Below are 24,775 nucleotides of genomic sequence, written 5' to 3' on the forward strand. Positions count from 1 at the left end.
GAAGCCTGGAACATGACTACGCTTCGATTTCCTCTACTGGCGCTGGCGTCACTGACGCTGGCACCTGTCAGCTTCGCCGGCACGCCCGCGCAGTTCACGTTCCTTGAACAGAACGGACACCTGGCATGCGATAACACAGGCACCTGCCGGATGGTGGCGTTCGGCCCACCGGCCGCGTTGATGCTGGGCGTGCTCATCGAGCGTGCCGCTGGACCAGACACCCCCGTGACGGCGCGATTGTCGCTGGCTGATGGCAGTGACGGCGCGCCCCGCAGCCCGCGGGTGCATCCAGAGGGCCGGCTGCGGCTGCATGTGGATGGCGCGGACCTGGGTGATATCGGCCCGGTGGATGCGCTTGAGGCCGGCCTGGCTCTGGCACCACCACATGCGCAGGCGCTGCTGGATGCACTGGTGCGCGGGCGGCCGGTCAGGATGACCGACACGGCGGGCCAGGCATGGCCATTGGCAGAGAGCGGTAATGCCGCACTGCTGCTGAAGATGGACGAGGCACAGGGCCGCTTGCACACCCCCGGGGCGTTGGTGGGCAAGGGTTTGCGGCCGGAATCGCAGGTGCCGGCCGCACGGGTGGCACCTCGCCTGGTGCCGCCACCGCTGCTGGTTGAAGCCCACGACGAGGATGCCGCGCTGGCCGAACGTGCCGATCTACTGCAGGCGCTGCTACCGCGCGCCGAGGCCGGCGCGGGTTGCGCTGCAGCCTCTTCCCGCTACCTGCGCATCGAGCGGATCGATGCAACGCATGTGCTGGCGATGTTGAACTGCAGGACCGGCCGCTACATCCGGCCAGCCGGCAGCTGGGTGATCCGCGACCGAACGCCCTTTGCGCCCGTGCTGATCACTGCATCCACGCTGTTCCCGCTCTACCCGCATGCCGTGTTCCTTGAAGAAGGCTTTGCAAGCGCTACGGACCGCTGCGGGACAGACCGGCATTGGGCCTGGGATGGAGCCCGCCTGGTGCTGGCGGCAACCTTCGTCGGCCGGCACTGCCTGGGCGCCGGTCAGCGCCACTGGCAACTGCCGACCTACGTTACGGAATCGCGCTAGGGCATCCGCCGGGCATGGCCCGGCGCTACCACCCCGTCAGGCGTCGTGAAGCTGCCGTGGCTTCTTCCAGAACTGCCAACGCTGGCCGCGATCCAGCTGGAACTGCAGGCCGTCCTCGAAATCCAGCACCAGCCGTTGCAGCTCGCCACGCTTGAGCGCGGCCAGCAGCGGCCGGATTGCATCGTTGCCCAGCTGCTGCAGCGAGCGCAGCTGGCGCAGGTCGACCAGTGCATCGACCGACTGCTCGCCATCCACCGCGACACCTGCGGCCTGGGCCAGGCCCTGCAGCAGCGCATCGCGGCTGCGCACCTGCGCGTGCGGCGTGGCCACCGATACCGGCATCACGCCACCACCCCAGAACCACAGCGAATTGATCGGCTGCTGGCCCTGCGCGGCGCGCTGCTGGTTCCATGAGTGGGTGTGCAGCAGCACCTGCGCTTCGGTCATCAGTGCGCGCCAGCGACGGCCCGCCTCGCCCGGCGGCAGGTGCGAGAACAGGTCATCACCCAGCACCTCGTCGGGGCTGTCGAACTCCGGCAGTTCAGTACCGATGGGCAGGCGCAGGTACCAGCGTGACGGATCGGGTGCATCCAGCACGAAGCCTGCATCCGCAAACAGCGGCTGCAGCACGGGCAGCAACGCCAGCGTATCGGCCAGGCTGGGCCGCAGCGTTTCGCCGTGGCCCATCATCCGCGCGCCATGCATGTCCGGCACCATGCAGGCCGGATCGGCGCGCAGCCAGCAGGCGCCGGCGGCATCGCCGACGTCACGCTGGCGGGTCAACGCAGCCACCGGCCAGTGCGGCGCGGCCACCGTGAAGTGGCGCAGCAGCTGCGCGCGTTCACCGGCGTCGCCCTGCGAAGTGGTGGCGCGGCCCAGGGCGCGCGCCACGTCATCCGGCAGTGCAGCCACCGCAAAGCGGCTGCGTGCCGGCAACAGCAGGGTCGCCGTCGCCACGGATCAGTCCTGGTAGCTGACGCTGACGATCTCGTACTCGCGCTGGCCGGCCGGCGCATCGATCACGATCGAGTCACCTTCCAGCTTGCCGATCATCGCGCGGGCGACCGGCGAGGAAATCGCGATCAGGCCGAGTTTGATGTCCGCTTCCAGATCACCAACGATCTGGTACTTCTTCTCTTCGTCCGATTCCACGTCGGCCAGGATCACGCTGGCCCCGAACACCACCTTGGAGCCTGCATTGAGCTTGCTCACGTCGATGATCTCGGCGTGCGACAGCTCGCCTTCCAGCTGCTTGATGCGGCCTTCGATGAAGCCCTGTTCCTCGCGCGCGGCGTGGTACTCGGCGTTCTCCTTCAGGTCGCCGTGCTCGCGCGCTTCGGCGATCGCGGCGATCACCTTCGGACGCTTGACCGACTTCAGGTGATCCAGTTCGTCGCGCAGACGCTGCGCGCCCTTCATCGTGATGGGTGCTCTCATGCGTTCAACTCCTTGTGCAGTTCCTGCAGCGACCAGACCGGGCCGGTACCGCGGAATTCCAGTGAATCCACCAGCGCCTTGGCACCGGCAATGGTGGTCGAATAGGTGACACGGTGCTGCAGTGCCTCGCGACGGATCGAGAACGAGTCGTTGATCGCAGCACGGCCTTCGGTCGTGTTGACGATATAGACGATCTCGCCGTTCTTGATCGAATCGACGATGTGCGGGCGACCCTCGACCACCTTGTTGATGATCTCGCAGTCCATGCCGTGCTGCTGCAGCCACGCTGCGGTGCCACGGGTGGCAACCAGGCTGTAGCCACGTGCCAGCAGGGCCTTGGCCACCGGCAGCACGCGCTTCTTGTCCGGGTCGCGCACTGACACGAAGGCCTTGCCCACCGGCGGCGCCTTGATGCCACCGGCTTCCTGCGCGCGCGCGAAGGCGGCGTTGAAGCTGCGGCCCACGCCCATCACCTCACCGGTGGAGCGCATCTCCGGCCCGAGGATCGGGTCGACGCCCTGGAACTTGGCGAACGGGAAGATCGCTTCCTTCACCGAGTAGTAGTCCGGCACGATTTCCTTGGTGGCGCCCTGCTCGGCCAGGGTCTTGCCGGCCATGCAGCGCGCGGCGATCTTGGCCAGCGGCATGCCGGTGGCCTTGGACACGAACGGCACGGTGCGCGAGGCACGCGGGTTCACTTCCAGCAGGAAGATGGTGTCGTTGCCTTCCTCATCGGTCTGGATCGCGAACTGGGTGTTCATCAGGCCCACCACGTTCAGGGCCTTGGCCAGCTCGACCACCTGGCGACGCAGCTCGGCCTGGGTTTCAGCCGACAGCGAGTAAGGCGGCAGCGAGCAGGAGGAATCGCCCGAGTGCACGCCAGCCTCTTCGATGTGCTCCATCACGCCACCGATCAGGACGTTGCCCTGGGCGTCGGCGATGATGTCCACGTCGCACTCGACGGCATTGTCGAGGAAGCGGTCCAGCAGCACCGGCGAATCGTTGGATACCTTCACCGCATCACGCACGTAGCGGGCCAGGTCGGATTCGCCATAGACGATTTCCATCGCGCGGCCACCCAGCACGTAGCTCGGGCGCACCACCAGCGGGTAGCCGATCTCACGCGCCAGCAGCAGGGCTTCCTGGTCGTTGCGGGCAATGCGGTTCGGCGGCTGCTTCAGGCCCAGCTTGTCCACCAGTTGCTGGAAGCGCTCGCGGTCTTCGGCCAGGTCGATCGAGTCCGGCGAGGTGCCGATCACCGGCACGCCGTTGGCTTCCAGCGCGCGCGCCAGCTTCAGCGGGGTCTGGCCGCCGTACTGCACGATCACGCCCTTGGGCTGTTCCAGCTCGACGATTTCCAGCACGTCTTCCAGAGTCAGCGGCTCGAAGTACAGGCGATCGGAGGTGTCGTAGTCGGTCGACACGGTTTCCGGGTTGCAGTTGACCATGATGGTTTCATAGCCATCCTCGCGCAGCGCCAGTGCCGCGTGCACGCAGCAGTAGTCGAACTCGATGCCCTGGCCGATGCGGTTCGGGCCACCGCCGAGGATCATGATCTTGTCGCGATTGCTCGGCGCGGCTTCGCACTCTTCCTCATAGGTCGAGTACAGGTAGGCGGTGCCGGTGGAGAACTCGGCGGCGCAGGAGTCCACGCGCTTGTACACCGGGCGCACCTTGTGCGCGCGACGCAGCGCACGCACGGCCGCTTCGTTGGTGCCGGTCAGCTGGGCCAGGCGGGCGTCGGAGAAGCCGGCGCGCTTGAGCTTGCGCAGGCGCGCCGCATCCAGTGCGTCGATGCCATCGGCCGCGACCTGGGCCTCGGCAGCGATGATTTCTTCGATCTGGTCCAGGAACCACGGATCGATGTAGGACAGCTTGAAGATGTCCTCCACGCTCATGCCGGCGCGGAACGCATCGGCGACGAAGAACAGGCGCTCCGGACCCGGCGCCTTCAGCTCGCGGCGCAGGGTCTGCAGATCGTCTTCACTGGTCAGGTCCAGGCCGGTCGGGTCGAAGCCGACCTTGCCGGTTTCCAGGCCACGCAGGGCCTTCTGCATCGATTCCTGGAAGGTGCGGCCCATCGCCATCACCTCGCCCACCGACTTCATCTGGGTGGTCAGGCGTGCATCGGCAGCCGGGAACTTCTCGAAGGCGAAGCGCGGAATCTTGGTGACGACGTAGTCGATGGACGGCTCGAACGAGGCCGGGGTCAGGCCACCGGTGATCTCGTTCTTCAGTTCGTCCAGGGTGTAGCCCACGGCCAGCTTGGCGGCGACCTTGGCGATCGGGAAGCCGGTGGCCTTGGACGCCAGCGCCGAGGAACGCGACACGCGCGGGTTCATCTCGATCACCACCACGCGACCGGTGTCCGGGTTGATGCCGAACTGCACGTTCGAACCACCGGTATCCACGCCGATCTTGCGCAGCACTGCGATGGAGGCATCGCGCAGGCGCTGGTATTCCTTGTCGGTCAGGGTCTGCGCCGGGGCCACGGTGATCGAGTCACCGGTATGCACGCCCATCGGGTCCAGGTTCTCGATCGAGCAGACGATGATGCAGTTGTCCGCGGTATCGCGGACCACTTCCATCTCGAATTCCTTCCAGCCCAGCACCGACTCTTCGACCAGCACTTCGGTGGTCGGCGACAGTTCCAGGCCGCGGTTGACGATTTCGATCAGCTCTTCGCGGTTGTAGGCAATGCCGCCGCCACTGCCGCCCAGGGTGAAGCTGGGGCGGATGATGGTCGGATAGCCGACGCGGGTCTGGATCTCCAGCGCTTCGTCCAGGGTATGGGCAACGGCAGCGGTCGGGCACTCCAGGCCGATCTCGCTCATCGCCACGCGGAACAGCTCGCGGTCTTCGGCCATCATGATGGCTTCGCGCTTGGCGCCGATCAGCTCGACGTTGTACTTCTCAAGCACACCGTTGTCGGCCAGGTCCAGCGCGCAGTTCAGCGCGGTCTGGCCACCCATCGTCGGCAGCAGCGCGTCGGGCTTCTCCTTGGCGATGATCTTCTCGACGGTCTGCCAGTTGATCGGCTCGATGTAGACGGCGTCGGCCATCTCCGGGTCGGTCATGATCGTGGCCGGATTGCTGTTGACCAGTACCACGCGGTAGCCCTCGTCACGCAGGGCCTTGCAGGCCTGGGCGCCGGAGTAATCGAACTCACAGGCCTGGCCGATGACGATCGGGCCGGCACCGATGATGAGGATGGTCTTGAGGTCAGTGCGCTTGGGCATTTTCTTCTCTAAGTCAGTACAGCGTGACAAGGGGGAGTGATCGCACGCTGTCGATCAGGAAATCTCTTCGGGTTTCAGCGCAATCCGGCACTGGTCCTGCAACGGCTTGGCCAACTGCGCGTCCAGATCCTCTGGAATCGCCGGCCCACTTTCGAACGACGCCACCATGCGTCGGTACGTCGGGCTGGCCATGAAGGCGGCAAGCTGTGCCCGGTCCGCGCCAGCCAGACCGGCGCCGGCCTTGGCCTCGGTGTTTTCCGGGGTGGAATTGGCGAACGTGGTCGACAGGGCCTGGCCCGCGGGCGTGGCCAGGAAGCGCGACCATTCGGCGATCACCACATCGCCATCGCTGCCCAGACCCTGGATGATCGAACGGCGGAACTGCGCATCCAGCAGATCGCGCACGGGTGCCTGCGCGCATGTCTGCTCGGCATCCGGCAACGCCTTCAACGCCGGCGTGCTGTCGATCACCAGGCTGGCCATGGTGGTGCCCAGCGAGCCCATGCCCAGCGTCTTCACTACCGCAGCCACGTCGGCGTCGGACGCCGGAGCGGCCTGCGCCACACCAGCGGCACCGCACAGCGACAGCAGCAGAGCGACGCTGCGCATCAAGCCTTGGCCTCGGCCATCAAGGTCACGAAACGATCGAACAGCGGACCGACGTCGGTCGGGCCCGGCGAGGCTTCCGGGTGGCCCTGGAACGAGAAGGCCGGCACGTCGGTGCGGGCAATGCCCTGGTTGGTGCCGTCGAACAGCGAACGGTGGGTCACCCGCAGGGTGGCCGGCAGGGTCGCTTCATCCACCGCGAAGCCGTGGTTCTGCGAGGTGATCATCACCCGGCCGCTGTCCAGGTCCTGCACCGGATGGTTCGCGCCGTGGTGGCCATGGCCCATCTTGATCGTCTTCGCGCCCGAGGCCAGGCCCAGCAGCTGATGGCCCAGGCAGATGCCGAAGGTCGGGATCTTCACGTCGATGAAGGTCTTGATCGCGGCGATCGCGTAGTCGCACGGTTCCGGGTCACCCGGGCCGTTGGACAGGAACACGCCGTCCGGCTTCAGCGCCAGCACTTCGGCGGCCGGGGTCTGCGCCGGCACCACGGTGACCTCACAGCCGCGCTCGGCCAGCATGCGCAGGATGTTGGTCTTCACGCCGAAGTCGTACGCCACGACCTTGTACTGGGCCGGCACGCTGACGAAGGCGTTGGCATCCAGGTCCAGCTGGCCCTCGGTCCAGACGTAGGTCTTGTCGGTAGTCACGACCTTGGCCAGATCCATGCCCTTCAGCCCCGGGAACTTGCGGGCCGCTTCCAGTGCCTTTTCCACATCGATGTCGTCGCCAGCCATCAGCGCGCCGTTCTGGGCGCCCTTCTCGCGCAGGATGCGGGTCAGCTTGCGGGTGTCGATGCCGGCGATGGCGACCACGCCACGCTGGATCAGCCAGTCCTGCAGCGACACCTGGCTGCGCCAGCTGCTCGGGCGGCGCGGTACGTCGCGCACGATCAGGCCGGCCGACCACACCTTGGACGCTTCATTGTCCTGGTCGGTCATGCCGGTGTTGCCAATGTGCGGATAGGTCAGCGTGACCATCTGCCGGGCGTAGGACGGGTCGGTCAACACTTCCTGGTAGCCGGTCATGGCGGTGTTGAACACCACCTCACCGACGGACAGGCCGGGCGCGCCTACGGATTCGCCCTCGAATACGGTGCCGTCTTCGAGGACGAGGATTGCGGCTTGGGTCACGGAATTCTCACTTTGGCTACCGAGGGGGTGCCGAAGTCACGCCTGCGCTTCACGGAAATCCGGTTGCAAAAAAGCGCGGACGTACGGTCTGGGACCGGTCCGGCTTTCGTGATTCGGCGAGTGCGAATTGTAGCGGTGCCGGGGCGCTCGCGCCAGCGGTTATCGCCATTCATGAACAGGCGATTGCGCATTCATTTCAATCCGGGGGCGTATGCAGGTCGATGACCGGGCCGCTGCCATCCCACCTGCCCGGCTCCGGTAGGCGCCAACCTTGGTTGGCGCGTTCAGCAACGGCTGCCAACCAAGGTTGGCATCTACCATCGACCCGGGACCGTTACCCGGGCCCGTCCAGCAGGTCCCTTACCCGGTAGCTGCCAGCCGCCCGACCCTGCAGCTGGCGAGCAGCAAACAGCGCCCCGCGGGCGAAGATGTCGCGGTTGGTGGCCCGGTGCACCAGTTCGATGCGCTCGCCCAGGCCGGTGAACTGCACCAGATGCTCGCCGACGATGTCTCCGGCGCGCAGGCTGGCGTACTGCGGCTCGGCCCCGCCCCGCTGCGCCGCGGCGCCCAAGGTCAACGCCGTGCCCGAGGGAGCGTCCTTCTTCTGCGTATGGTGCGATTCGACGATGTCGCAGTTCCAGCCGGCCAGCGCCTGCGCCGCACGCTCCACCAGCTCATCGAGCACCGCCACGCCCAGGCTGAAGTTCGACGCCCACACCAGCGGGATCTTCGCCGCCGCTGCTTCCAGTGCCTGGCGCTGCGCGCTAGAGATGCCGGTGGTGCCCGATACCAGTCCCGCACCGCGCTCCACGCACAGTGCCAGCAACGCATCGAAGCCCTCGGGCAGGCTGAAGTCGATCGCCACATCGAACACCGGCGCCCCCGGCAACTCGCTGGCCGCGAAGAACGGCACGCCGTCGATCACCCGCTGCGCCGGCGCGCGGCCGGTCACCGCAGCGACGATCTGCAGGGAATCAGGATGTTCGGCGGCCAGCCGCAACAGGGCCTGGCCCATGCGCCCGGAGGCGCCGTGAATAAGCAATCGCAGGGGAGTCTGGTTCATGCACGCAGGCTAGCGGCAGCACGCATGGTCCAGCAAGCACTGTCGCTGCTACGCTGCGTGCCCCTTCAAGCGCCGGCCCGCACCCCATGCACCTTTGCAAACCGCCCGCGCCAAGCGCTGAAGCCAACATGCCGCCTGCGCGGATGCAGGGCTGAAACGGTGCGCATTTCCGAAGTCGCCCGCCGTACCGGCGCCAGCGCCAAGGCCATCCGCCTGTACGAGGCACGCGGCCTGCTGCCGCCAGTGCCGCGCCTGAACCGCTATCGCGACTACAGCGAGCAGGACGTGGCCTGGGTGCAGCTGATCCGGCAGGCACTGGGGCTGGGCATCGGCTTGGCCACCATCACCCGCCTGCAGCGTGGCGACGGCCAGCTGGACTGGCCAGCCGTGCTCGCCCTGCTGGAACGCCAGCGCACTGCGATTGCCGCCGAGCGCGAGCGGCTTGCCCGCGTCGAGGTCGAACTGCAGCAGGTGGGTGACGAGCTGCGGCAATGGCTGCAGCAGGGCGATGGCACCTGCGTGCTGGCTCCCGCTGGCTGCCCTGGCGGGGTTTGACTCTGCCCTTGGGGCATAGCGCAACGTCGGATGCTTTCCAGCCTCCGAGACTGCCGTGTCCCGCTCCATCCTGATCCTGCTTGGCCATCCCGACCGCGACAGCCTGTGCGGCGCCCTCGCCCAGCGCTACGCGACCGCCGCCCGCAACGCCGGCCATCACGTGCGCATGATCGCCCTGGGCGACCTTCAGTTCGACCCGGTGCTGCGCCACGGTTATCGCCAGATCCAGCCGTTGGAAACCGACCTGCAGGATGCAGCAGACGCGATCCAGGCCTGCGACCACCTGGTGCTGGTCTACCCGACGTGGTGGGGCGCGATGCCAGCCCTGCTGAAGGGCTTCTTCGACCGCGTGCTGCTGCCAGGCTTCGCCTTCCGCTACCGGCGCGATTCGGTGTGGTGGGACCGGCTACTGGCGGGGCGCAGCGCGCGGGTCATCACCACGCTGGATACGCCGCCCTGGTACTATCGCTGGATCTACCGCGATCCGGGCATTGCCCAGATCCGAGGGACCATCCTGGAGTTCTGCGGCATCCGCCCGGTGCGGGTCAGCCGGCTGGGTCCGGTGCGCAGTAGCACGCCGCAACAGCGCGAACGCTGGTTGGCACTGGCAGCGGAGCTTGGCACGCGGGCAGGTTGACGCATAGCCGCGAACCGGTCGCCTCACCCTGCCTGCAGCGTAGATCCACGCCCTGCGTGGATGATCAATTCCGACACCGCTGGAGGGCAGCGCTGGGGATGGGTAGATCCACGCCATGCGTGGATGATCAATCGGCAGTGCGGACCAAGGTCCGCACCCACCAGGGCAGCGCCCAGACGCCTCTCTAGTGCTGCTTCGGCGGTGTCGGTCCGCAGCTGTCGCAGCCGCCGCACGCACCGCCACCGCCAGTGGCCGGCGGCGCGATCTTCCGGCCCAGCGCCTGCAGCCAAGCCGCACGGCCGGGCTTCAGCAGCGCCAGTGCCAGCGCGCCGCGCAGTTTGCGCACGGTGCCGGGCGCCTGCTTCTTCAACACCACCCACGCACTGACCAGCACGGCCACCGCGATGATCAGGTACTGCACCAGCAGGCCGGCGTCCATCAGCCGCCTCCCAGCGCCACGGTCACCTGGTAGGTGATCAGCGCGGCCACGTACGCCGCGGCGAACAGGTAGAACGCCGCAAAGCCCATCTGCTTCCACGAGTTGGTCTCGCGCTTGATGGTGGCCAGCGTCGAAATGCACATCGGCGCGTAGATGAACCACACCAGCAAGGCCAGGCCGGTGGCCAGCGACCAGCCATCAGCCACCACCGGCGACAGTGCGGAGATCGCCGCATCGTCATCGGCGGCCGACAGCGCGTACACCGTCGCCAGCGAGGACACCGCTACTTCGCGCGCAGCGAGGCCCGGGATCAGCGCGATGCAGATCTGCCAGTTGAAGCCCAGCGGCGCGAAGATCGCGGTCATCGCATGACCGATCTGGCCGGCGTAGCTGTAGTCGATGGCCGGCATCGTCGCGTCGGCAGGCGCGCCCGGGAACGACAGCAGGAACCACAGCAGGATGGTCAACGCCAGGATGATGCCGCCGACGCGCTTGAGGAAGATCATGCCGCGCTCGTACAGGCCGACGGCGAGGTCGCGCGGATGCGGAATGCGATACGACGGCAGCTCCAGCATCAGCGGGTGCTCGCTCTTGTCGCGGCGCCACTTCTTCATCACCCACGACATCACCAGCGCGCTGAGGATGCCCGCCACGTACAGGCCGAACAGCACCAGGCCCTGCTGGTTGAAGATGCCGATCCTGCCGGCCGGTATGAACGCACCGATCAGCAGCGCATATACCGGCAGCCTTGCCGAGCAGGTCATCAACGGTGCCACCAGGATCGTGGCCAGGCGGTCACGCGGGTCCTGGATGCTGCGGGTGGCCATGATGCCCGGCACCGCGCAGGCAAAGCTGGACAGCAGCGGGATGAACGACCGCCCCGACAGGCCGGCCGCCGCCATCATGCGGTCCAGCAGGAACGCGGCGCGTGGCAGGTAACCGGACTCTTCCAGCGCCAGGATGAAGGCGAACAGGATCAGGATCTGCGGCAGGAACACCACCACGCCGCCCAGGCCGGCGATGATGCCGTCGGTCAGCAGGCTGGTCAGCGGACCTGCCGGCAGCACGCTGGCGGCCAGTTCACCCAGCCAGGCAAAGCCGGCCTCGATGCCATCCATCAGCGGCGTGGCCCAGGCGAACACCGCCTGGAAGATCAGGAACATCACCACCACCAGCGTGATCAGGCCGAACACCGGATGCAGCAGCCAGCGGTCCAGCGTGTCGTCGATCTTCGCCGTCCGTGCCGGCATCCGCACGGCTGCGGCCAGGATCGCGCGCACCTGCGCGTGGTAGTCCACACCGGTTTCAACGCCGGCCATCGGCGCATCCAGGTGCGGCACCATCGTATCCAGGCGCTCCACCAGTGCACGCGCGCCCTGCTTGCGCACCGCCACGGTTTCCACCACTGGCACACCGATCTCGCGCTCCAGCGCAGCCACATCGATCTGGATGCCGCGGCGCTGCGCGGCGTCGACCATGTTCAGGGCGATGATCATCGGCTTGCCCAGCTCGCGCAGTTCCAGGGCGAAGCGCAGGTGCAGGCGCAGGTTGGTGGCGTCGATCACGCACAGAAGGACATCCGGCGCGGCCTCACCCGGGTAGAACCCCCGGCACAGGTCGCGGGTGATCGCCTCGTCCAGGCTGGCCGGCTGCAGGCTGTAGGCGCCCGGCAGGTCGAGCACGGCGAACTCGCGGCCGGACGGCGCACGCAGGCGGCCTTCCTTGCGCTCAACGGTGACGCCGGTGTAATTGGCGACCTTCTGCCGGCTGCCGGTCAACTGGTTGAACAGCGCGGTCTTGCCGCTGTTGGGGTTGCCGACCAGCGCGATGCGCAGCGGGGCGGCGGTTGCGGTGGCGCTCATGCACGTCCCTCCTGGCTGGCCGGGTCGATGATCACGCGCCGGGCCTCACTGACACGCAGCGCGAAACGGGTGAACCCGACCTGCACCAGCAGCGGCTCGCCACCAACCGGGCCTCGCGCCACCAGGCGCACTTCCTCGCCCTTGACGAAGCCCAGCTCGCGCAGGCGCCGGGCGATGGCATCGTTGGCATGCAGGTCCTGCACGGAATCGACCACGGCCGAGGCGTGCAGGGGCAGTTCGGACAGCGTCATCTAGCGTGTTCTCTGCTGGATGTAAATGGTTCTCGATTCTAACATTCCCGCGTCGCGTCATGGCCCATGACCAATGGCCCGCTATGATCCATACAGGTATGGAGCAACCCCCGGAATCCCATGAACGATGCTTTGCAGATCGAGCGCAACGGCGCTGTCCTGACCCTCTGGCTGAACCGGCCGGAGCTGCACAACGCCTTTGACGCCGGCCTGATCGCCCGGCTGACCGCAGCCTTGGAAGCGGCCGGCCGCGATGACACCGTGCGCACGGTGGTGGTGGCCGGCCACGGCGCCTCCTTCTCTGCCGGTGCCGACATGCAGTGGATGCGCGGCATGGCCTCCGCCAGCGAGGCCGACAACCGTGACGACGCCCTGGCCCTGGCCCGGCTTATGCGCACCCTGGACGAACTGCCCAAGCCCACCCTCGCCCGTGTCCACGGCGCCGCCTTTGGTGGCGGCGTCGGCCTGGTGGCCTGCTGCGATATCGCCATCGCTACCAGCGCCGCCCGCTTCGGCCTGACCGAAAGCCGTCTGGGCCTGCTGCCGGCAGTGATCTCGCCTTATGTGATCGAGGCCATCGGCAGCCGCCAGTCCCGCCGCTGGTTCGCCACCGGCGAGCACTTCGACGCCGACACCGCCCTGCGTATCGGCCTGATCCACCAGCTGGTGGAGCCCGAACGCCTGGACGAGGCGGTGCAGCGACAGTTGGCCCTGCTCGACAAGGCCGGGCCGATCGCCTCGGCTTCGGCCAAGCTGCTGGTCCGGCAGGTTCGCGACGCCCATGACCGCGACAGCCTGGACCGTGACAATGCCGCCCTGATCGCCCGCCTGCGGGTATCGGCCGAAGGCCAGGAGGGCCTGGGTGCCTTCCTCGACAAACGCGCGCCGCACTGGGTCACGGAGGCCTGACATGCTGGACCATATCGGCTTGAACAGCGGCGACCTGCCGCGCAGCAGGGCCTTCTTCCTGCAAGCGCTGGCACCGCTGCAGATCGCCGTGGTGATGGAGGTAAGCGCCGCACAGACCGGCGCCCACGACCACGTGGGTTTCGGCAACCACGGCAAGCCGTTCTTCTGGCTGGGCAATGCGGCGCCGCTCAGCCAGGGCGTGCACGTGGCCTTCGTCTGCGCCGAACGCGCCCAGGTTGATGCCTTCCACGCCGCCGCGCTGGCCGCAGGGGGGCGCGACAATGGCGCGCCCGGCCTGCGTCCGTGGTACCACCCGGACTACTACGCCGCCTTCGTTATCGACCCCGATGGCAACAACATCGAGGCGGTCTGCCACCTGCCCGGGTAGACCCCTGCGTCGCCACCAGGCGCAGGCGTGGCCGCTTGTGCGACCCGCCTGCGTATCTCATCTGGCAGCCTGGCGAAGACCGGGCCGCCCCCGTTTCCCAGGAACCGCCGTGACCCCAGTCGATCCCATCCGCCCTGCCCGTCCCATCCCGCCCGCCGCAGGGGTGCGGCGATGAGCGATTTCGTCCGCATCGTCGAGGTCGGCCCGCGCGACGGGCTGCAGAACGAAAAGCAGGCCGTGGCGACCACCGACAAGATCGCCCTGATCGATCGCCTGTCGGCCACCGGCCTGCGCACCATCGAGGCAACCAGCTTCGTCAGCCCGCGCTGGGTCCCGCAACTGGCCGATGCTGCCGAGGTCTATGCGGGCATCCAGCGCCGCCCGGGCATCGCCTATCCGGTGCTGGTGCCGAACGAACAGGGCTACGACCGTGCGCGCGCCGTCGGCGTGCAGGAAATCGCGGTGTTCACCGCTGCATCGGAAGCCTTCAACCGCACCAACACCAACGCCGGCATCGATGAATCGCTGGCCCGCTTCGAGCCGATCCTGCGCCGCGCGGCCGCCGACGGCGTGCGCGTGCGTGGCTACGTCTCCACCGTGCTCGGCTGCCCGTATCAGGGCGAGGTACCGCTGGCCGATGTGGTGCGCGTCGCCCGCGCACTGCACCAGATGGGGTGCTATGAGATCTCGCTGGGCGACACCATCGGCGTCGGCACGCCGCGCAAGGCCCGTGCCATGCTGCAGGCGGTGGCTGCCGAGATCCCGATGAGCGCACTGGCCGTGCACTTCCACGATACCTACGGCCAGGCCATCGCCAACATCGCCGCCTGCCTGGAAGAAGGCGTGCGCGTGGTCGACAGTGCGGTGTCCGGTGCCGGCGGCTGCCCGTACGCGAAGGGCGCCAGCGGCAACGTGGCCAGCGAGGACGTGGTGTACCTGCTGCAGGGCCTGGGCCTGGAGTGCGGGGTCGACCTGCCGTCGCTGGCCGAGACCGGCCGCTGGCTGGCCGGACTGCTCGGCCGCGCGACCGCCAGCCGCGTCGGGCAGGCGCTGGCAGCGACATGAACGACAGCGGCCCGCGCGACCGTCCGGCCATCGGCGATACACCCGCCGCAACCGACGTCGCGCTGGCCGCTCTGGACGCGGCGCTGGCTGCTTCGCCGCCGCCGGCCCAGGCCAGGCTGCTGCGCCAGGCACGGCAGGCGCTGGCCGATGCGCAGCAGCGCGAACTGGATACCCAGGCACGCTATGCCGCGTTGTTCGACGCCGTGCCCGACCCGGTCAGCATCCTCAGCGCCGAAGGCGTGGTGCTGGACGTCAACCGCGCCGGCATCGTCGCCTACGACCGCCCGCGCGAAGACATCGTCGGCCAGCCGATCGAACTGCTCAATCCCGACCTGCCCAGCGACCATCTGCAACCGGTGTGGGAAGCGCTGAACCGCGGCGACACCTACGTCATCGAAGTGACCAACATGCGCGGTGATGGCAGCCGCTTTCCGGTGGAGGTGCACTCGGCCGGCTTCCAGGACCGCGGCCAACCTTGCATCGTCGCCGTCGCCCGCGACCTGAGCGGGCGCTGGCGCGCAGAGTCACGCTATCGCCTGTTGATGGAATCGATCGACAAGGGCGTGATCCTGTTCGACCGCGACCTGCGCGTGCTGTCGGCCAACCCGGCCGCACATCGCATCCTCGGCCTCACCGGTGGCGGCGTGGGCTTGAACGCGATGCTCGATCCCGAAGCGTGGATCATCGTCGACGAGCATGGCCACCCGTTGACCCAGTCACAGTGGCCGACCAGCCGCTGTTTCCAGGCCGGGCGGGTGATCCGCAGCACCATCATCGGCCTGTACCACCGCCCGCGCGGACGCATGCTGTGGTTGTCCACCACCAACGTGCCGGTGTTCGGCAACGGCTGCGACCAGGCCGACCATGTCTATGCGATGTTCAGTGACATCACCGAACTGAAGCGCAACAACACCCTGTTCGCGCGCGCGCAGTCACTGGCCCATATCGGCGGTTGGGAGTGGGATCGCGGCCTGCAGCGCCTGTACCTCACCGATGAAGCGCGGCGCATCGTCGGCCAGCCGGCCGACCTGGAGGACATGCCCGACCTGCTGGACTGCCTGCGCAGCGACGACCGCGCCGCCCTGCAGCAGGCGCTGGCCGACACCATCGAACACCGCAGCAGCTTCGGCCTGGAGCTGCAGGGCCAGCGCCGCGATGGCCACTCGTTCTGGATACGGATGATCGGCGAGGTCTCGGCCGGCGATGTCGATGCCGCCCGCATCACCGGCACCGTGCAGGACATCACCGAGCGCAAGCAGGCCGAGGAAACCCTGCGCGTGCAGGCCCGCACCGACCCGCTGACCGGAATCATGAACCGCGATGCGGTGCTGAGCGACCTCGGCGTGCGCATGGACAGCCCCAGCCACGACCGCGTGGCGGTGCTGTACATCGACCTGGACCGCTTCAAGGTGGTCAACGACCTGCTTGGCCACAACGCCGGTGATGAACTGTTGATCGAAGCGACCCGGCGCATCGCCACTGCGATCGGCACCGAAGGCCTGCTTGCACGCTTTGGCGGCGACGAGTTCCTGGTGATCTGCGACCTGCGCGACCAGCCGGACCAGGCCGAACAGCTGGCCGAGCGCATCACTGCGGCGTTCTCGGCACCGTTCCAGCTGGGCAGCGACGAGTTCCCGGTGACCGCCAGCATCGGCATCGCCCGCGCACCGCGCGATGGCAACCGGCCGCAGCAGCTGATCCAGAACGCCGACACGGCGATGTACGAGTGCAAGCGCCGCACCCGCAACGGTTGGCAGGTGTTCTCCCCGGAACTGGCACAGCGCCAGCATGACCGCCTGCAGATCGAGAGCCGGCTGCACAAGGCCCTCGATGGCGACGAGTTCCACCTGGTGTACCAGCCACAGGTCAACCTGCGCAGCGGCGCCACCATCGCATGCGAGGCGCTGATGCGCTGGCACAACACACAGCTGGGGCAGATGCGCCCGGACCTGTTCATCCGCCACGCCGAGCACACCGGCGACATCGTGCGCATCGGCCAGTGGGCCTTGCGCGAAGCCTGCCGGCAGGTACGGCAATGGCAGGACGACGGGCTCGGCCTGGTGCGGGTGGCGGTCAACGTGTCCTGGCGGCAGTTCGTCGGTGAGGATCTCGCCCGCTGGGTGCGGCAGGTGCTGGATGAGTTCGAGCTGCCCGGCAGCGTGCTGGAGCTGGAGTTCACCGAGCGGGTGTTGATCGAGGATGCGCCAGACACCCTGCGCACCTTCGCCCGCCTGCGCGAAATGGGGGTGATGCTGACCATCGACGACTTCGGCGAAGGCTACAGCGCCCTTAACTACCTGCGCCGTCTTCCCATCCATGGGCTGAAGCTGAGCCAGCTGTTTGTCGAAGGCATTCCCCGCAACCGCTCGGATGTGGCGGTCTGCGAGGCAGTCTGCGCGATCGCGCGCAGCCTGGGCCTGGGCGTGGTCGCCGAAGGCGTGGAAACCGAGCCACAACGGCAATGCCTGCTCGATCTGGGGGTGACCGTCGGCCAGGGCTTCCTGTTCGCCCATGGCCTGCCCGCCGCCGACTTCGAGCGTCGCCTGCGCCGCGCCCGCGAACTGGGCTGAGGCCGGCGGCGCAGTGCACAACGGCGGCTGCCGTCGCTTCCGTTAGAATCGGCGGTTCTTGAACCTGCAGGACCGTGCAATGCAGCTGTCTTCCGTACGTGCCGTGATCACTGGCGGCGTCTCCGGCCTCGGCCTGGCCGTGGCCCAGCACCTGGTTGCCGAGGGCGGCAAGGTCGCTCTGTTCGACCTCAACGACGCCAAGGGCGCGGCCGCTGTTGCCGGCCTGGGGAAGGACAACGCCCGCTATTTCAACGTCAACGTCAGTGATGAAGCGTCCGTGTCGGCGGCCATCGACCAGGCCTGCGATTTCCTCGGCGGCCTGAATGTCGCCATGAACTGCGCCGGCATCCTCGGCGCTGGCCGCGTGCTGGGCAAGGAAGGCCCGATGCCGCTGGCCGGGTTCCAGGGCACGGTGATGGTCAACCTGGTCGGCAGCTTCAATGTCGCCAAGGCCGCAGCCAACCGCATGCAGCACAACGAGGCCGGCGTGGACGGCGAGCGCGGCGTCATCATCAACACCGCCAGCGTTGCCGCCTACGAAGGCCAGATCGGCCAGGCCGCCTACTCCGCCTCCAAGGGCGGCGTGGTGGCGATGACCCTGCCGATGGCCCGCGAGCTGTCGCGCTTCGGCATCCGCGTCAATACCATCGCGCCGGGCGTGTTCTGGACGCCGATGGTCGATGGCATGCCCGAAGCCGTGCAGGAATCGCTGGCCGCCTCGATCCCGTTCCCGTCGCGCCTGGGCAAGCCGGAAGACTTCGCCAGCCTGGTCGGCCACATCCTCGGCAACACCTACATCAACGGCGAGACCATCCGCCTGGACGGCGCCACCCGGCTCGCTCCGAAGTGATTCCCCCCGGGCGCCGGGACGGCGCCCTCCCCCAACGACCAACATCATCATGAAAGCCAACGACATCAAGAAGGGCAACGTCGTCGAGTTCAACAACGGCGTCTACCAGATCCGCGACATCGAGCGCAGCTCGCCGCAGGGTCGCGGCGGCAACGTCCGCTTCCGCTTCATCATGTACAGCGTGCCGGGCGGCAACAAGCTCGACGCCAGCTTCGATGCCGACGACAACCTGGTCGAAGTCGAACTGCTGCGCCGCCAGTCCACCTACTCGTACAAGGACGGCGATGCGTTCGTGTTCCTGGACGACGAGGACTACACCCCCTACACCCTGGACGCGGACGTGATCGGCGATGACGCCGGCTACATCACCGACGGCCTGACCGGCATCTACGTGCAGGTGATCGACGAGCAGCCGGTGGCCATCCAGCTGCCGGCCTCGGTGGTGCTGGAAGTGATCGAGACGCCGCCGGAACTGAAGGGCGGCACCGCCACCAAGCGCCCGAAGCCGGCCAAGCTCAACACCGGCATCGAGATCATGGTGCCGGAGTACATCGTCAACGGCGAGCGTGTGCTGGTGAACACCGCCACCGGCGAATTTGCCGGCCGTGCCGATTAACCGCGCTGCGCTGATCGCCTGCCTGTCCCTGCTCGTGGCGTGCTCGCCGCGCGCAGCGGACAGCACCGCTGACGTCGCCGCGGACGCGGTGACGCAGCCCGCCGCTGCGGACACCGTTGCCGCTGCGGTTACACCGGCCGCAGATGAACCAGATGCTGTGGCGACGCTGGCGGACACCCCCGACGAGGAGCAACAGGCGCGGGCTGCCGCCGGTTGCAGCGTCCCCGACGACGTCGCTTTCGTGCAGGACATCCGCATCTACTGCGGCATGCCGGCCGATGTGCAGGCCTTCATCGAACGGGAGAACAGCTGCCAGCATTTTGCCGGCGAAGAACCCTACGACGACGCCCGTCGTCGCGAAATGGAGGCCGCCATCGCCAGGTTCTGCGACGATCGAGAGAAGATCTTTGCCGATCTGGTGACCCGCCATCGCGATGACTGCGCGATCCGGCAGGCGTTGATCGGCGTGAACCTGCGCTACGACCTGTCCCCCGATCTGGATCTGAAGCCCTGCGAGGGCTGACGCAAAAAAGGGGACGGAGGGGATTACATCGTTCATGGCACAAACAACGTCATCCCCTCCGTCCCCTTTTTCTTATTTGCCGCCGAAGTTGCCACAACCGTGGTACTGGCGCGTGCCCACGGCCAGCATCGCCTTGGCCTCGAATGTCTCGCCACTCATGCCGTCCTGGCAGGTGGTGCGCTGGAAGCTCAGCTTGATGTCAGTGCCATCCGCCGCCTTGCCCACCCAGCCATCTGCGCCCTCGGTAGGTTTGGCGACGGTGAAACGGCGCTCGCCGTAATCCACATCCACCTGCAGGCCCGGCGCATCACCACCGACGACCGCCAGCCAACCCGGCTCGTTGCCGGTGGCACGGAACGCCGCGTTGCCGGCACTGCCATGGCCCTCGGTTGCCTCCACCGCGTTGCATTCACGGTCCGCCTCGCCCTTCAGGCTGAGCAGCGCGTCGTCACTGCCACGGGTCCAGAAGCTGTTGCCCTTGCCGTCGCCATACTTCGCACCGGAGGCTGCACGTTCGGAGGACATCGCGAAACTGCGCCCGCCAATCACAACCGTCGCTGCGTCCTCACCGTTGAAGGTCGCGCGCACATCGAGGTCGCCGCAGCGATAGAGGGTTTCGTTGCCGCCGCCATCAACAGCGGCAGCCACAGATGCCGGTGCCGGTGCCGGCGTTGCGACCCCGTCACCTGCGCCACTGGAGGCGGGCGTCTGGGCCGGCTGGCAGGCGCTCAGCGCAAGGCCGAGGGAGGCAGCCAACAGACTGGGAATTACACGCATGGCTCGACTCCTTGTCGAAACTACAGAGACCTTGGACCCTACCATCTGCACGCAAACGGGGCCTGAAAGCTGCATGACCGTGTTCAGCCTGCCAGCACCGTCATCGACAGCAGCTGCGCGCCGCTGGCACCGGAACAGCTTGTCCAGACACGCAGCACGCGCATGCGCTGCACATGTTCGCGTCCCCGCCAATGCACATGCAGCTGAACATCGCCGGACAACAGCGCCAGGCGACCACACAGCAGCGTTTCAACTGCATGCACCCGCAGCGCAAGAATCTGCAGGCACCCTTGCTGCCAGTCCCTCAGCCAGGGCAGGTCGAGCATCCGGCCGCCCTGCCCGTCCATCATGAACAACACCGGTGACAGCAGCGCAGTGGCTGCGCCACGGTCGCCGTCCAGCAGCGCATCCCGCAGCTGCTGCTCCAACACGCGCAGCTGCGCCTCGTACAGGCCCTCAGGGTTCCTGCTTTCCATCCACCTGCTTTCCATCCACGCTCCCTCCCGGCGTCGGCCGGCGTCGGCGCAGGCGCTGCCCAAGCCACTGCTGCGCCCCCTGCACCACCACATAGAACACCGGCACGAAGAACACGGCCAACACGGTCGCACTGACCATGCCGCCGAACACGCCGGTACCGATGGCCTGTTGCGTTTCCTTTGAAGCCCCCTGCGCCAGCATCAGCGGCACCACGCCCAGCGCGAACGCCAGCGAGGTCATCACGATCGGTCGCAACCGCAGGCGTGCTGCTTCGATGGTCGCCTCGACCAGACCACGTCCCTGCTGTTGCAGTTGGCGGGCAAACTCGACGATCAGGATCGCGTTCTTCGCCGAAAGTCCGATCACCGTGATCATGCCGACCTTGAAGAACACGTCATTGGGCATCCCGCGCAGCAACACCGCAGCAACAGCACCGAGCAGGCCCAACGGCACCACCAGCATCACCGCCAGCGGGATCGACCAGCTCTCGTACAGTGCCGCCAGCACCAGGAATACCACCAGCATCGACAGCAGCAGCAACCACGGCGCCTGGGCACCCGACTCGCGTTCCTGCAGCGACTGGCTGGTCCACTGCAGGGCAAAACCCGCTGGCAGCTGCTGGGCAAGGCGCTCCATCTCGACCATCGCCTGGCCGGTGGACACCCCGCCGGCAGGTGCACCGGACAGATTCAATGCCGGGAACCCCAGGTAACGTTGCAGCTGCAGCGGCGCCTCGGTCCAGTGTGGGGTGACCAGTTCGGACAGCGCCACCATGCCGCCTTCGCTATTGCGGACATACAGCTTCAGCACGTCCTCCAGCTCCATCCGGTACGGCGCATCGGCCTGCATGATCACCTGCTGCATGCGCCCACGATTGGGAAAATCGTTGACGTACTGCGAGCCCATTGCCGCCGACAACGTGGCACTGATGTCGGTGAATGCCACGCCCATCGCTTCGGCTTTGGCGCGATCGATGTCCAAGCGCACATTGCTGCCCGCAGGCAGGCCATCGGCGTGCACTTCGGCCAGCAGCGGACTGGCTTCTGCCAGCTTCAGCAGCTGCTGCAGGGCGGCGCGCAGCTGAGCCTGGCCCTGCCCGGTACGCGCCTGCAGCGCCAACGAGAATCCGGAGGAACGACCAAGGCTGTCGATGGCCGGCGGCATCACGCTCATCACCTCGCCTTCCGGCACCGTCGCCATGGCCTGCTGCGCCGCCTTCACCTCGTCCGATGCGGTGCTGCCGCCGCGCTCACCCCAGTCCTTCAACATGGTGTAGGTCAGCGCCGCGCTCGGGCCGGAACCGGAGAAGCTGTAGCCAAGGATGGCCTGGTTGGAGGCGATCGCCGGCCGCGAGGCGACATGCTGTTCGTAGGCTTCGACCACCGCCAGCGTACGCTCGGCGGTTGCTTCGGCCGGCAGCTGGATGGAGGTCATGAAATAGCCCTGGTCCTCTTCCGGCAGGAACGCACCCGGCAACCAATGCAGGCCGATCAGCAGTGCCACCAGCAAGGCAGCGAACAGGCCCATCACCCGGCCACTGCGCCGCAGTACGGCCGCCACGCCCTGCTGGTAGCGCCCGGTCATCCGCTCGAAGCCGCGGTTGAACGCACCGAACACGCCGCCGCGGCCGTGGTGGCCGCGCGTGCCCTGCCGCAGCAGGGTCGCGCAGAGCGCCGGGGTCAGGCTCAGCGCCAGCAGGGCCGAAAACAGGATGGACACCGACATCGCCACGCTGAACTGGCGGTAGATCGCGCCAACCGAACCACTGGCCAGCGCCATCGGGATGAACACCGCCGTCAGCACCAGGGTGATGCCGATCACCGCGCCGGTCAGCTCACGCATCGCCTTGATCGTGGCCTCGCGCGGCGGCAGCCCCTCTTCGGCCATGATCCGCTCCACGCCCTCGACCACCACGATCGCGTCGTCAACAATGATGCCGATCGCCAGCACCATGCCGAACATGGTCAATACGTTGATCGAGAACCCCAGCGCCAGCATCACCGCGAAGGTGCCCAGCAACGCGATCGGCGCGACCAGGGCGGGGATCAGCGTATAGCGCCAGTTCTGCAGGAACAGGTACATCACCGCAAACACCAGCAGCATCGCCTCGATCAGGGTCTGCAGCACCTTTTGGATCGAGACCTTGACGAAGGGCGCGGTATCGAACGGAATGCTGGATTCAACACCATGCGGCAGCAGCGGCTGCAGGTCGGCCATGCGTTCGCGCACCGCCGTGGCGGTACGCACCGCATTCGCACCTGGGCGCAGCTGCACGCCGGCGGCCGTCGCCGGATAGCCATCTTCGCGCGTGCCCCAGGCATAGCTCTGCGCGCCCAGCTCGACCCGGGCAATGTCGCCCAGCAGCACCCGCGAACCATCGGCACCGGCGCGCAGCACGATCGCCGCGAACTGTTCGGGCGTGGACAGCTGGCCTTCGGCACTCAAGGGAACGGTGATGCGCTGGCCGGGAACACCGGGCGAATCGCCGATTCGGCCCGGCGAGATCTCCAGATTCTGCTGCTCGATCGCGCTGGCGACATCGCCCATGGTCAGGCCATAGCCGGTCAGGCGGGTCGGGTCCAGCCAGATCCGCATCGCCTGTTCGGCACCGAACAGCTGCACGCGGCCGACGCCGTCGATGCGCCGCAGCTCCTCGATGATGTTGCGCGCCATGAAATCGCCCAGCGCCGCTTCGCTGACACTGCCATCGGGTGAGCGCAGGCCCACCAGCATCAGGAACCCGGAGTCGGCCGCCTCCACGAACAGGCCGTTCTGGCGCACGCTGCGCGGCAGGCGCGGCTCGATCGCCTTGATCCGGTTCTGCACGTCCACCTGCGCCAGCTCAGGATCGGTGCCGGGCTTGAAGGTGGCGGTAATCGACGCTTCACCGGACGTGTCCACCGACGATTCGAAGTACAGCAGGTGTTTGACGCTGGACAGCTCGCGCTCGATCAGGCCGACCACCGCATCATTCAATGTCTGCGGGCTGGCGCCGGGATAGCTGGCATAGATGCTGACGCTGGGCGGTGCGACCGCCGGGTAGCGCTCGACCGCCAGCCGCGGAATGGCCAGCACGCCGGCCAGGATGACGAAGATCGCCAGCACCCAGGCAAATACCGGGCGATCGATGAAGAAACGAGCCATGTCGTAGGTTCCTGGAAGGGCTCAGCCCTGGCTTGCGGATGTCGGCGGTGCGCTGGCACTGGCGACCGGCACCTGCCAGTCGCGCGGATCGACCAGTACGCCTTCCTGCAGGCGCTCCTGGCCTTCCACCACCACCTTCTCGCCGGCCTTCAGGCCGTGCCGCACCAGCCATTGCCGGTTGACGCTGCCGTCCACCTCCAGCGTGCGGATCACCGCCTTGCCATCGGCGGCGATGACCCAGGCATAGGCCTGGCCACCGGCGCTGCGCAGCACTGCCTGCTGCGGCAGCAGCAACGCGCTGGCCGGCGCACCACGGGGCACCCGCGCACGCACGTACATGCCCGGCAACAACTGCCGCTCCGGGTTGTCGACCAGGATGCGCAGGATCACATCGCCGGTGCGAGCATCGACATTGACACCGGAGAACAGCAGCCGGCCGCGCTCGGGCAGCGGCGTACCCGCCGCGCCGATGATCGTCACCGGCAACTCGCCGTCCACCGCGCTGCGCTGCAGGGACTGCAGCTGCGAAGCAGGCTGGCGCACGTCCACGTAGACCTGGTCGATCTGCTGCACCACCGCCATCGGCTCGGCATCGGCGACGCCGACCAGCGCGCCTTCGGTCACCAGCGCCTGATCGATGCGGCCATCGATCGGTGCGCTGACCGTGGCGTAGCGCAGGTCGAGCTGGCGTCGCGCAAGGATCGCGCGCGCCTCGTTGACCGCTGCCCGGGCCTGCTCATGCTCGGCACTGGCATCGTCGCGGTGCTGCTGGCTGACCGCCTGTGCGGCCGCCAATGCCTGCAGCCGCTGTGACTGCACCCGGCTGCGACCCAGTGCCGCCTCGCTGCGCTGCAGGGCAGCCAGCGCCGAATCGACGTCGGCGCGGAACGCCGCCGGGTCGATCTGGAACAGAGGCTCTCCGGCATGCACCTCCGCGCCCTGCTCGAACATCCGGCGCTGCACGATGCCGCCGACCTGCGCACGGATCTGCGCGGTGCGCACCGCCGCCACCCGACCGGGTAGTTCATCATCGCGCTGCACCACCTGCGGGCCAACGGTGACCACGCTGACACGCGGCACGGCTTCGACGGTGGGTTCGGGGCGGGAGCAGGCCGTCATGGCCAAGGCGAAGGCCGCGACCAGCGCGACCGGAGTCCTGAAGGTTCTCATTG

General features: G+C 67.5%; 23 protein-coding genes. 10 read left to right on the top strand and 13 right to left on the bottom strand.

Going from position 1 to position 24,775, the window contains the following annotated elements; all coding sequences use genetic code 11:
• Positions 1-12 precede the first annotated feature (12 nt).
• Positions 13-1,062 carry a DUF1176 domain-containing protein gene (locus tag AC07UW_RS17535; protein ID WP_336027892.1) on the top strand — a complete coding sequence of 350 codons (1,050 nt, stop codon included), beginning with the start codon at positions 13-15 and terminating at the stop codon, positions 1,060-1,062.
• A gap of 36 nt (positions 1,063-1,098) precedes the next feature.
• Here AC07UW_RS17535 and AC07UW_RS17540 read toward each other — a convergent pair whose 3' ends face one another.
• The 6 genes from AC07UW_RS17540 to dapB form a co-directional block, all read right to left on the bottom strand.
• The gene (locus tag AC07UW_RS17540; RefSeq protein WP_025874723.1) at positions 1,099-2,019 is read right to left on the bottom strand and encodes a phosphoglycerate mutase; all 921 of its coding nucleotides are present in this window, start codon (positions 2,017-2,019) and stop codon (positions 1,099-1,101) included.
• Positions 2,020-2,022: 3 nt separating this feature from the next.
• Positions 2,023-2,487, bottom strand: a complete 465-nt coding sequence (gene greA / locus AC07UW_RS17545; RefSeq protein WP_025874725.1) for a transcription elongation factor GreA — start codon at positions 2,485-2,487, stop codon at positions 2,023-2,025.
• A gap of 8 nt (positions 2,488-2,495) precedes the next feature.
• Entirely contained in the window at positions 2,496-5,738 is a 3,243-nt protein-coding gene (carB, locus tag AC07UW_RS17550; RefSeq protein WP_495212538.1) for a carbamoyl-phosphate synthase large subunit, read from the bottom strand.
• A gap of 54 nt (positions 5,739-5,792) precedes the next feature.
• Positions 5,793-6,347 carry a hypothetical protein gene (locus AC07UW_RS17555; protein ID WP_495212539.1) on the bottom strand — a complete coding sequence of 185 codons (555 nt, stop codon included), beginning with the start codon at positions 6,345-6,347 and terminating at the stop codon, positions 5,793-5,795.
• Positions 6,347-7,477 (bottom strand): glutamine-hydrolyzing carbamoyl-phosphate synthase small subunit, encoded by a 1,131-nt coding sequence (gene carA / locus AC07UW_RS17560; protein WP_394196297.1) that lies wholly within the window; start codon positions 7,475-7,477, stop codon positions 6,347-6,349. The genes AC07UW_RS17555 and carA overlap by 1 nt, the downstream gene beginning before the upstream one ends.
• A 334-nt stretch (positions 7,478-7,811) precedes the next feature.
• Positions 7,812-8,540 (bottom strand): 4-hydroxy-tetrahydrodipicolinate reductase, encoded by a 729-nt coding sequence (dapB, locus tag AC07UW_RS17565; RefSeq protein ID WP_428704290.1) that lies wholly within the window; start codon positions 8,538-8,540, stop codon positions 7,812-7,814.
• A 159-nt stretch (positions 8,541-8,699) separates the two neighbouring features.
• Here dapB and AC07UW_RS17570 point away from each other — a divergent pair, with 159 nt between their 5' ends.
• Complete coding sequence (locus tag AC07UW_RS17570) at positions 8,700-9,095, top strand: MerR family transcriptional regulator (protein ID WP_495212540.1); 396 nt, start codon at positions 8,700-8,702, stop codon at positions 9,093-9,095.
• A 55-nt stretch (positions 9,096-9,150) separates the two neighbouring features.
• Positions 9,151-9,732 (top strand): NAD(P)H-dependent oxidoreductase, encoded by a 582-nt coding sequence (locus tag AC07UW_RS17575; protein WP_495212541.1) that lies wholly within the window; start codon positions 9,151-9,153, stop codon positions 9,730-9,732.
• Positions 9,733-9,916: 184 nt separating this feature from the next.
• On the opposite strand, the gene AC07UW_RS17580 is transcribed toward AC07UW_RS17575, so the two are convergent.
• The 3 genes from AC07UW_RS17580 to AC07UW_RS17590 are packed head-to-tail and all read right to left on the bottom strand — an operon-like array spanning position 9,917 to position 12,284.
• Positions 9,917-10,171, bottom strand: a complete 255-nt coding sequence (locus tag AC07UW_RS17580; RefSeq protein ID WP_025874739.1) for a DUF6587 family protein — start codon at positions 10,169-10,171, stop codon at positions 9,917-9,919.
• Entirely contained in the window at positions 10,171-12,033 is a 1,863-nt protein-coding gene (feoB, locus tag AC07UW_RS17585; RefSeq protein WP_495212542.1) for a ferrous iron transport protein B, read from the bottom strand. Before feoB ends, AC07UW_RS17580 begins: the two co-directional genes overlap by 1 nt.
• Complete coding sequence (locus AC07UW_RS17590) at positions 12,030-12,284, bottom strand: FeoA family protein (RefSeq protein ID WP_336027863.1); 255 nt, start codon at positions 12,282-12,284, stop codon at positions 12,030-12,032. The genes feoB and AC07UW_RS17590 overlap by 4 nt, the downstream gene beginning before the upstream one ends.
• Before the next feature lie 120 nt (positions 12,285-12,404).
• On the opposite strand from AC07UW_RS17590, the gene AC07UW_RS17595 reads away from it, so the two are divergent.
• The 7 genes from AC07UW_RS17595 to AC07UW_RS17625 all read left to right on the top strand — a co-directional run bounded on the left by AC07UW_RS17595 (position 12,405) and on the right by AC07UW_RS17625 (position 19,205).
• The gene (locus AC07UW_RS17595) at positions 12,405-13,193 is read left to right on the top strand and encodes an enoyl-CoA hydratase-related protein (protein ID WP_033831003.1); all 789 of its coding nucleotides are present in this window, start codon (positions 12,405-12,407) and stop codon (positions 13,191-13,193) included.
• A gap of 1 nt (position 13,194) precedes the next feature.
• Positions 13,195-13,581, top strand: a complete 387-nt coding sequence (locus AC07UW_RS17600) for a VOC family protein (protein ID WP_223495013.1) — start codon at positions 13,195-13,197, stop codon at positions 13,579-13,581.
• A gap of 171 nt (positions 13,582-13,752) precedes the next feature.
• Positions 13,753-14,646 carry a hydroxymethylglutaryl-CoA lyase gene (locus AC07UW_RS17605; protein WP_301866649.1) on the top strand — a complete coding sequence of 298 codons (894 nt, stop codon included), beginning with the start codon at positions 13,753-13,755 and terminating at the stop codon, positions 14,644-14,646.
• A complete protein-coding gene (locus AC07UW_RS17610; RefSeq protein WP_223495012.1) occupies positions 14,643-17,216 on the top strand; it encodes a sensor domain-containing protein in 2,574 nt (857 codons plus the stop codon). The genes AC07UW_RS17605 and AC07UW_RS17610 overlap by 4 nt, the downstream gene beginning before the upstream one ends.
• Before the next feature lie 79 nt (positions 17,217-17,295).
• On the top strand, positions 17,296-18,066 hold the full coding sequence (locus tag AC07UW_RS17615) for an SDR family NAD(P)-dependent oxidoreductase (RefSeq protein WP_223495011.1): 771 nt from the start codon (positions 17,296-17,298) through the stop codon (positions 18,064-18,066).
• A 49-nt stretch (positions 18,067-18,115) separates the two neighbouring features.
• A complete protein-coding gene (yeiP, locus tag AC07UW_RS17620) occupies positions 18,116-18,682 on the top strand; it encodes an elongation factor P-like protein YeiP (protein WP_006363947.1) in 567 nt (188 codons plus the stop codon).
• Positions 18,672-19,205 carry a hypothetical protein gene (locus AC07UW_RS17625; protein WP_495212568.1) on the top strand — a complete coding sequence of 178 codons (534 nt, stop codon included), beginning with the start codon at positions 18,672-18,674 and terminating at the stop codon, positions 19,203-19,205. Before yeiP ends, AC07UW_RS17625 begins: the two co-directional genes overlap by 11 nt.
• Before the next feature lie 72 nt (positions 19,206-19,277).
• Here AC07UW_RS17625 and AC07UW_RS17630 read toward each other — a convergent pair whose 3' ends face one another.
• From AC07UW_RS17630 to AC07UW_RS17645, 4 genes are all read right to left on the bottom strand, one after another.
• Positions 19,278-19,982: an MliC family protein gene (locus AC07UW_RS17630; protein WP_495212543.1), complete on the bottom strand. Its 705-nt coding sequence runs from the start codon at positions 19,980-19,982 to the stop codon at positions 19,278-19,280.
• A gap of 83 nt (positions 19,983-20,065) precedes the next feature.
• Positions 20,066-20,458: a nuclear transport factor 2 family protein gene (locus AC07UW_RS17635; RefSeq protein ID WP_495212544.1), complete on the bottom strand. Its 393-nt coding sequence runs from the start codon at positions 20,456-20,458 to the stop codon at positions 20,066-20,068.
• Positions 20,439-23,603, bottom strand: coding sequence for a multidrug efflux RND transporter permease subunit (locus AC07UW_RS17640; protein ID WP_495212545.1), 3,165 nt, complete (start codon positions 23,601-23,603; stop codon positions 20,439-20,441). The genes AC07UW_RS17635 and AC07UW_RS17640 overlap by 20 nt, the downstream gene beginning before the upstream one ends.
• A 21-nt stretch (positions 23,604-23,624) precedes the next feature.
• Positions 23,625-24,773, bottom strand: coding sequence for an efflux RND transporter periplasmic adaptor subunit (locus AC07UW_RS17645; RefSeq protein WP_336027825.1), 1,149 nt, complete (start codon positions 24,771-24,773; stop codon positions 23,625-23,627).
• Positions 24,774-24,775 lie beyond the last annotated feature (2 nt).

The sequence above is a fragment of the Stenotrophomonas sp. GW821-FHT02D01 genome (assembly GCF_059421765.1).

Coding starts and splice junctions, on each gene's coding strand:
- AC07UW_RS17535 (WP_336027892.1), top strand. CDS start 13: ATGACTACGCTTCGATTTCCTCTACTGGCGCTGGCGTCACTGACGCTG.
- carB (WP_495212538.1), bottom strand. CDS start 5,738: ATGCCCAAGCGCACTGACCTCAAGACCATCCTCATCATCGGTGCCGGC.
- AC07UW_RS17555 (WP_495212539.1), bottom strand. CDS start 6,347: ATGCGCAGCGTCGCTCTGCTGCTGTCGCTGTGCGGTGCCGCTGGTGTG.
- dapB (WP_428704290.1), bottom strand. CDS start 8,540: ATGAACCAGACTCCCCTGCGATTGCTTATTCACGGCGCCTCCGGGCGC.
- AC07UW_RS17580 (WP_025874739.1), bottom strand. CDS start 10,171: ATGGACGCCGGCCTGCTGGTGCAGTACCTGATCATCGCGGTGGCCGTG.
- feoB (WP_495212542.1), bottom strand. CDS start 12,033: ATGAGCGCCACCGCAACCGCCGCCCCGCTGCGCATCGCGCTGGTCGGC.
- AC07UW_RS17590 (WP_336027863.1), bottom strand. CDS start 12,284: ATGACGCTGTCCGAACTGCCCCTGCACGCCTCGGCCGTGGTCGATTCC.
- AC07UW_RS17595 (WP_033831003.1), top strand. CDS start 12,405: ATGAACGATGCTTTGCAGATCGAGCGCAACGGCGCTGTCCTGACCCTC.
- AC07UW_RS17600 (WP_223495013.1), top strand. CDS start 13,195: ATGCTGGACCATATCGGCTTGAACAGCGGCGACCTGCCGCGCAGCAGG.
- AC07UW_RS17605 (WP_301866649.1), top strand. CDS start 13,753: ATGAGCGATTTCGTCCGCATCGTCGAGGTCGGCCCGCGCGACGGGCTG.
- AC07UW_RS17610 (WP_223495012.1), top strand. CDS start 14,643: ATGAACGACAGCGGCCCGCGCGACCGTCCGGCCATCGGCGATACACCC.
- AC07UW_RS17615 (WP_223495011.1), top strand. CDS start 17,296: ATGCAGCTGTCTTCCGTACGTGCCGTGATCACTGGCGGCGTCTCCGGC.
- yeiP (WP_006363947.1), top strand. CDS start 18,116: ATGAAAGCCAACGACATCAAGAAGGGCAACGTCGTCGAGTTCAACAAC.
- AC07UW_RS17630 (WP_495212543.1), bottom strand. CDS start 19,982: ATGCGTGTAATTCCCAGTCTGTTGGCTGCCTCCCTCGGCCTTGCGCTG.
- AC07UW_RS17635 (WP_495212544.1), bottom strand. CDS start 20,458: ATGGAAAGCAGGAACCCTGAGGGCCTGTACGAGGCGCAGCTGCGCGTG.
- AC07UW_RS17640 (WP_495212545.1), bottom strand. CDS start 23,603: ATGGCTCGTTTCTTCATCGATCGCCCGGTATTTGCCTGGGTGCTGGCG.
- AC07UW_RS17645 (WP_336027825.1), bottom strand. CDS start 24,773: ATGAGAACCTTCAGGACTCCGGTCGCGCTGGTCGCGGCCTTCGCCTTG.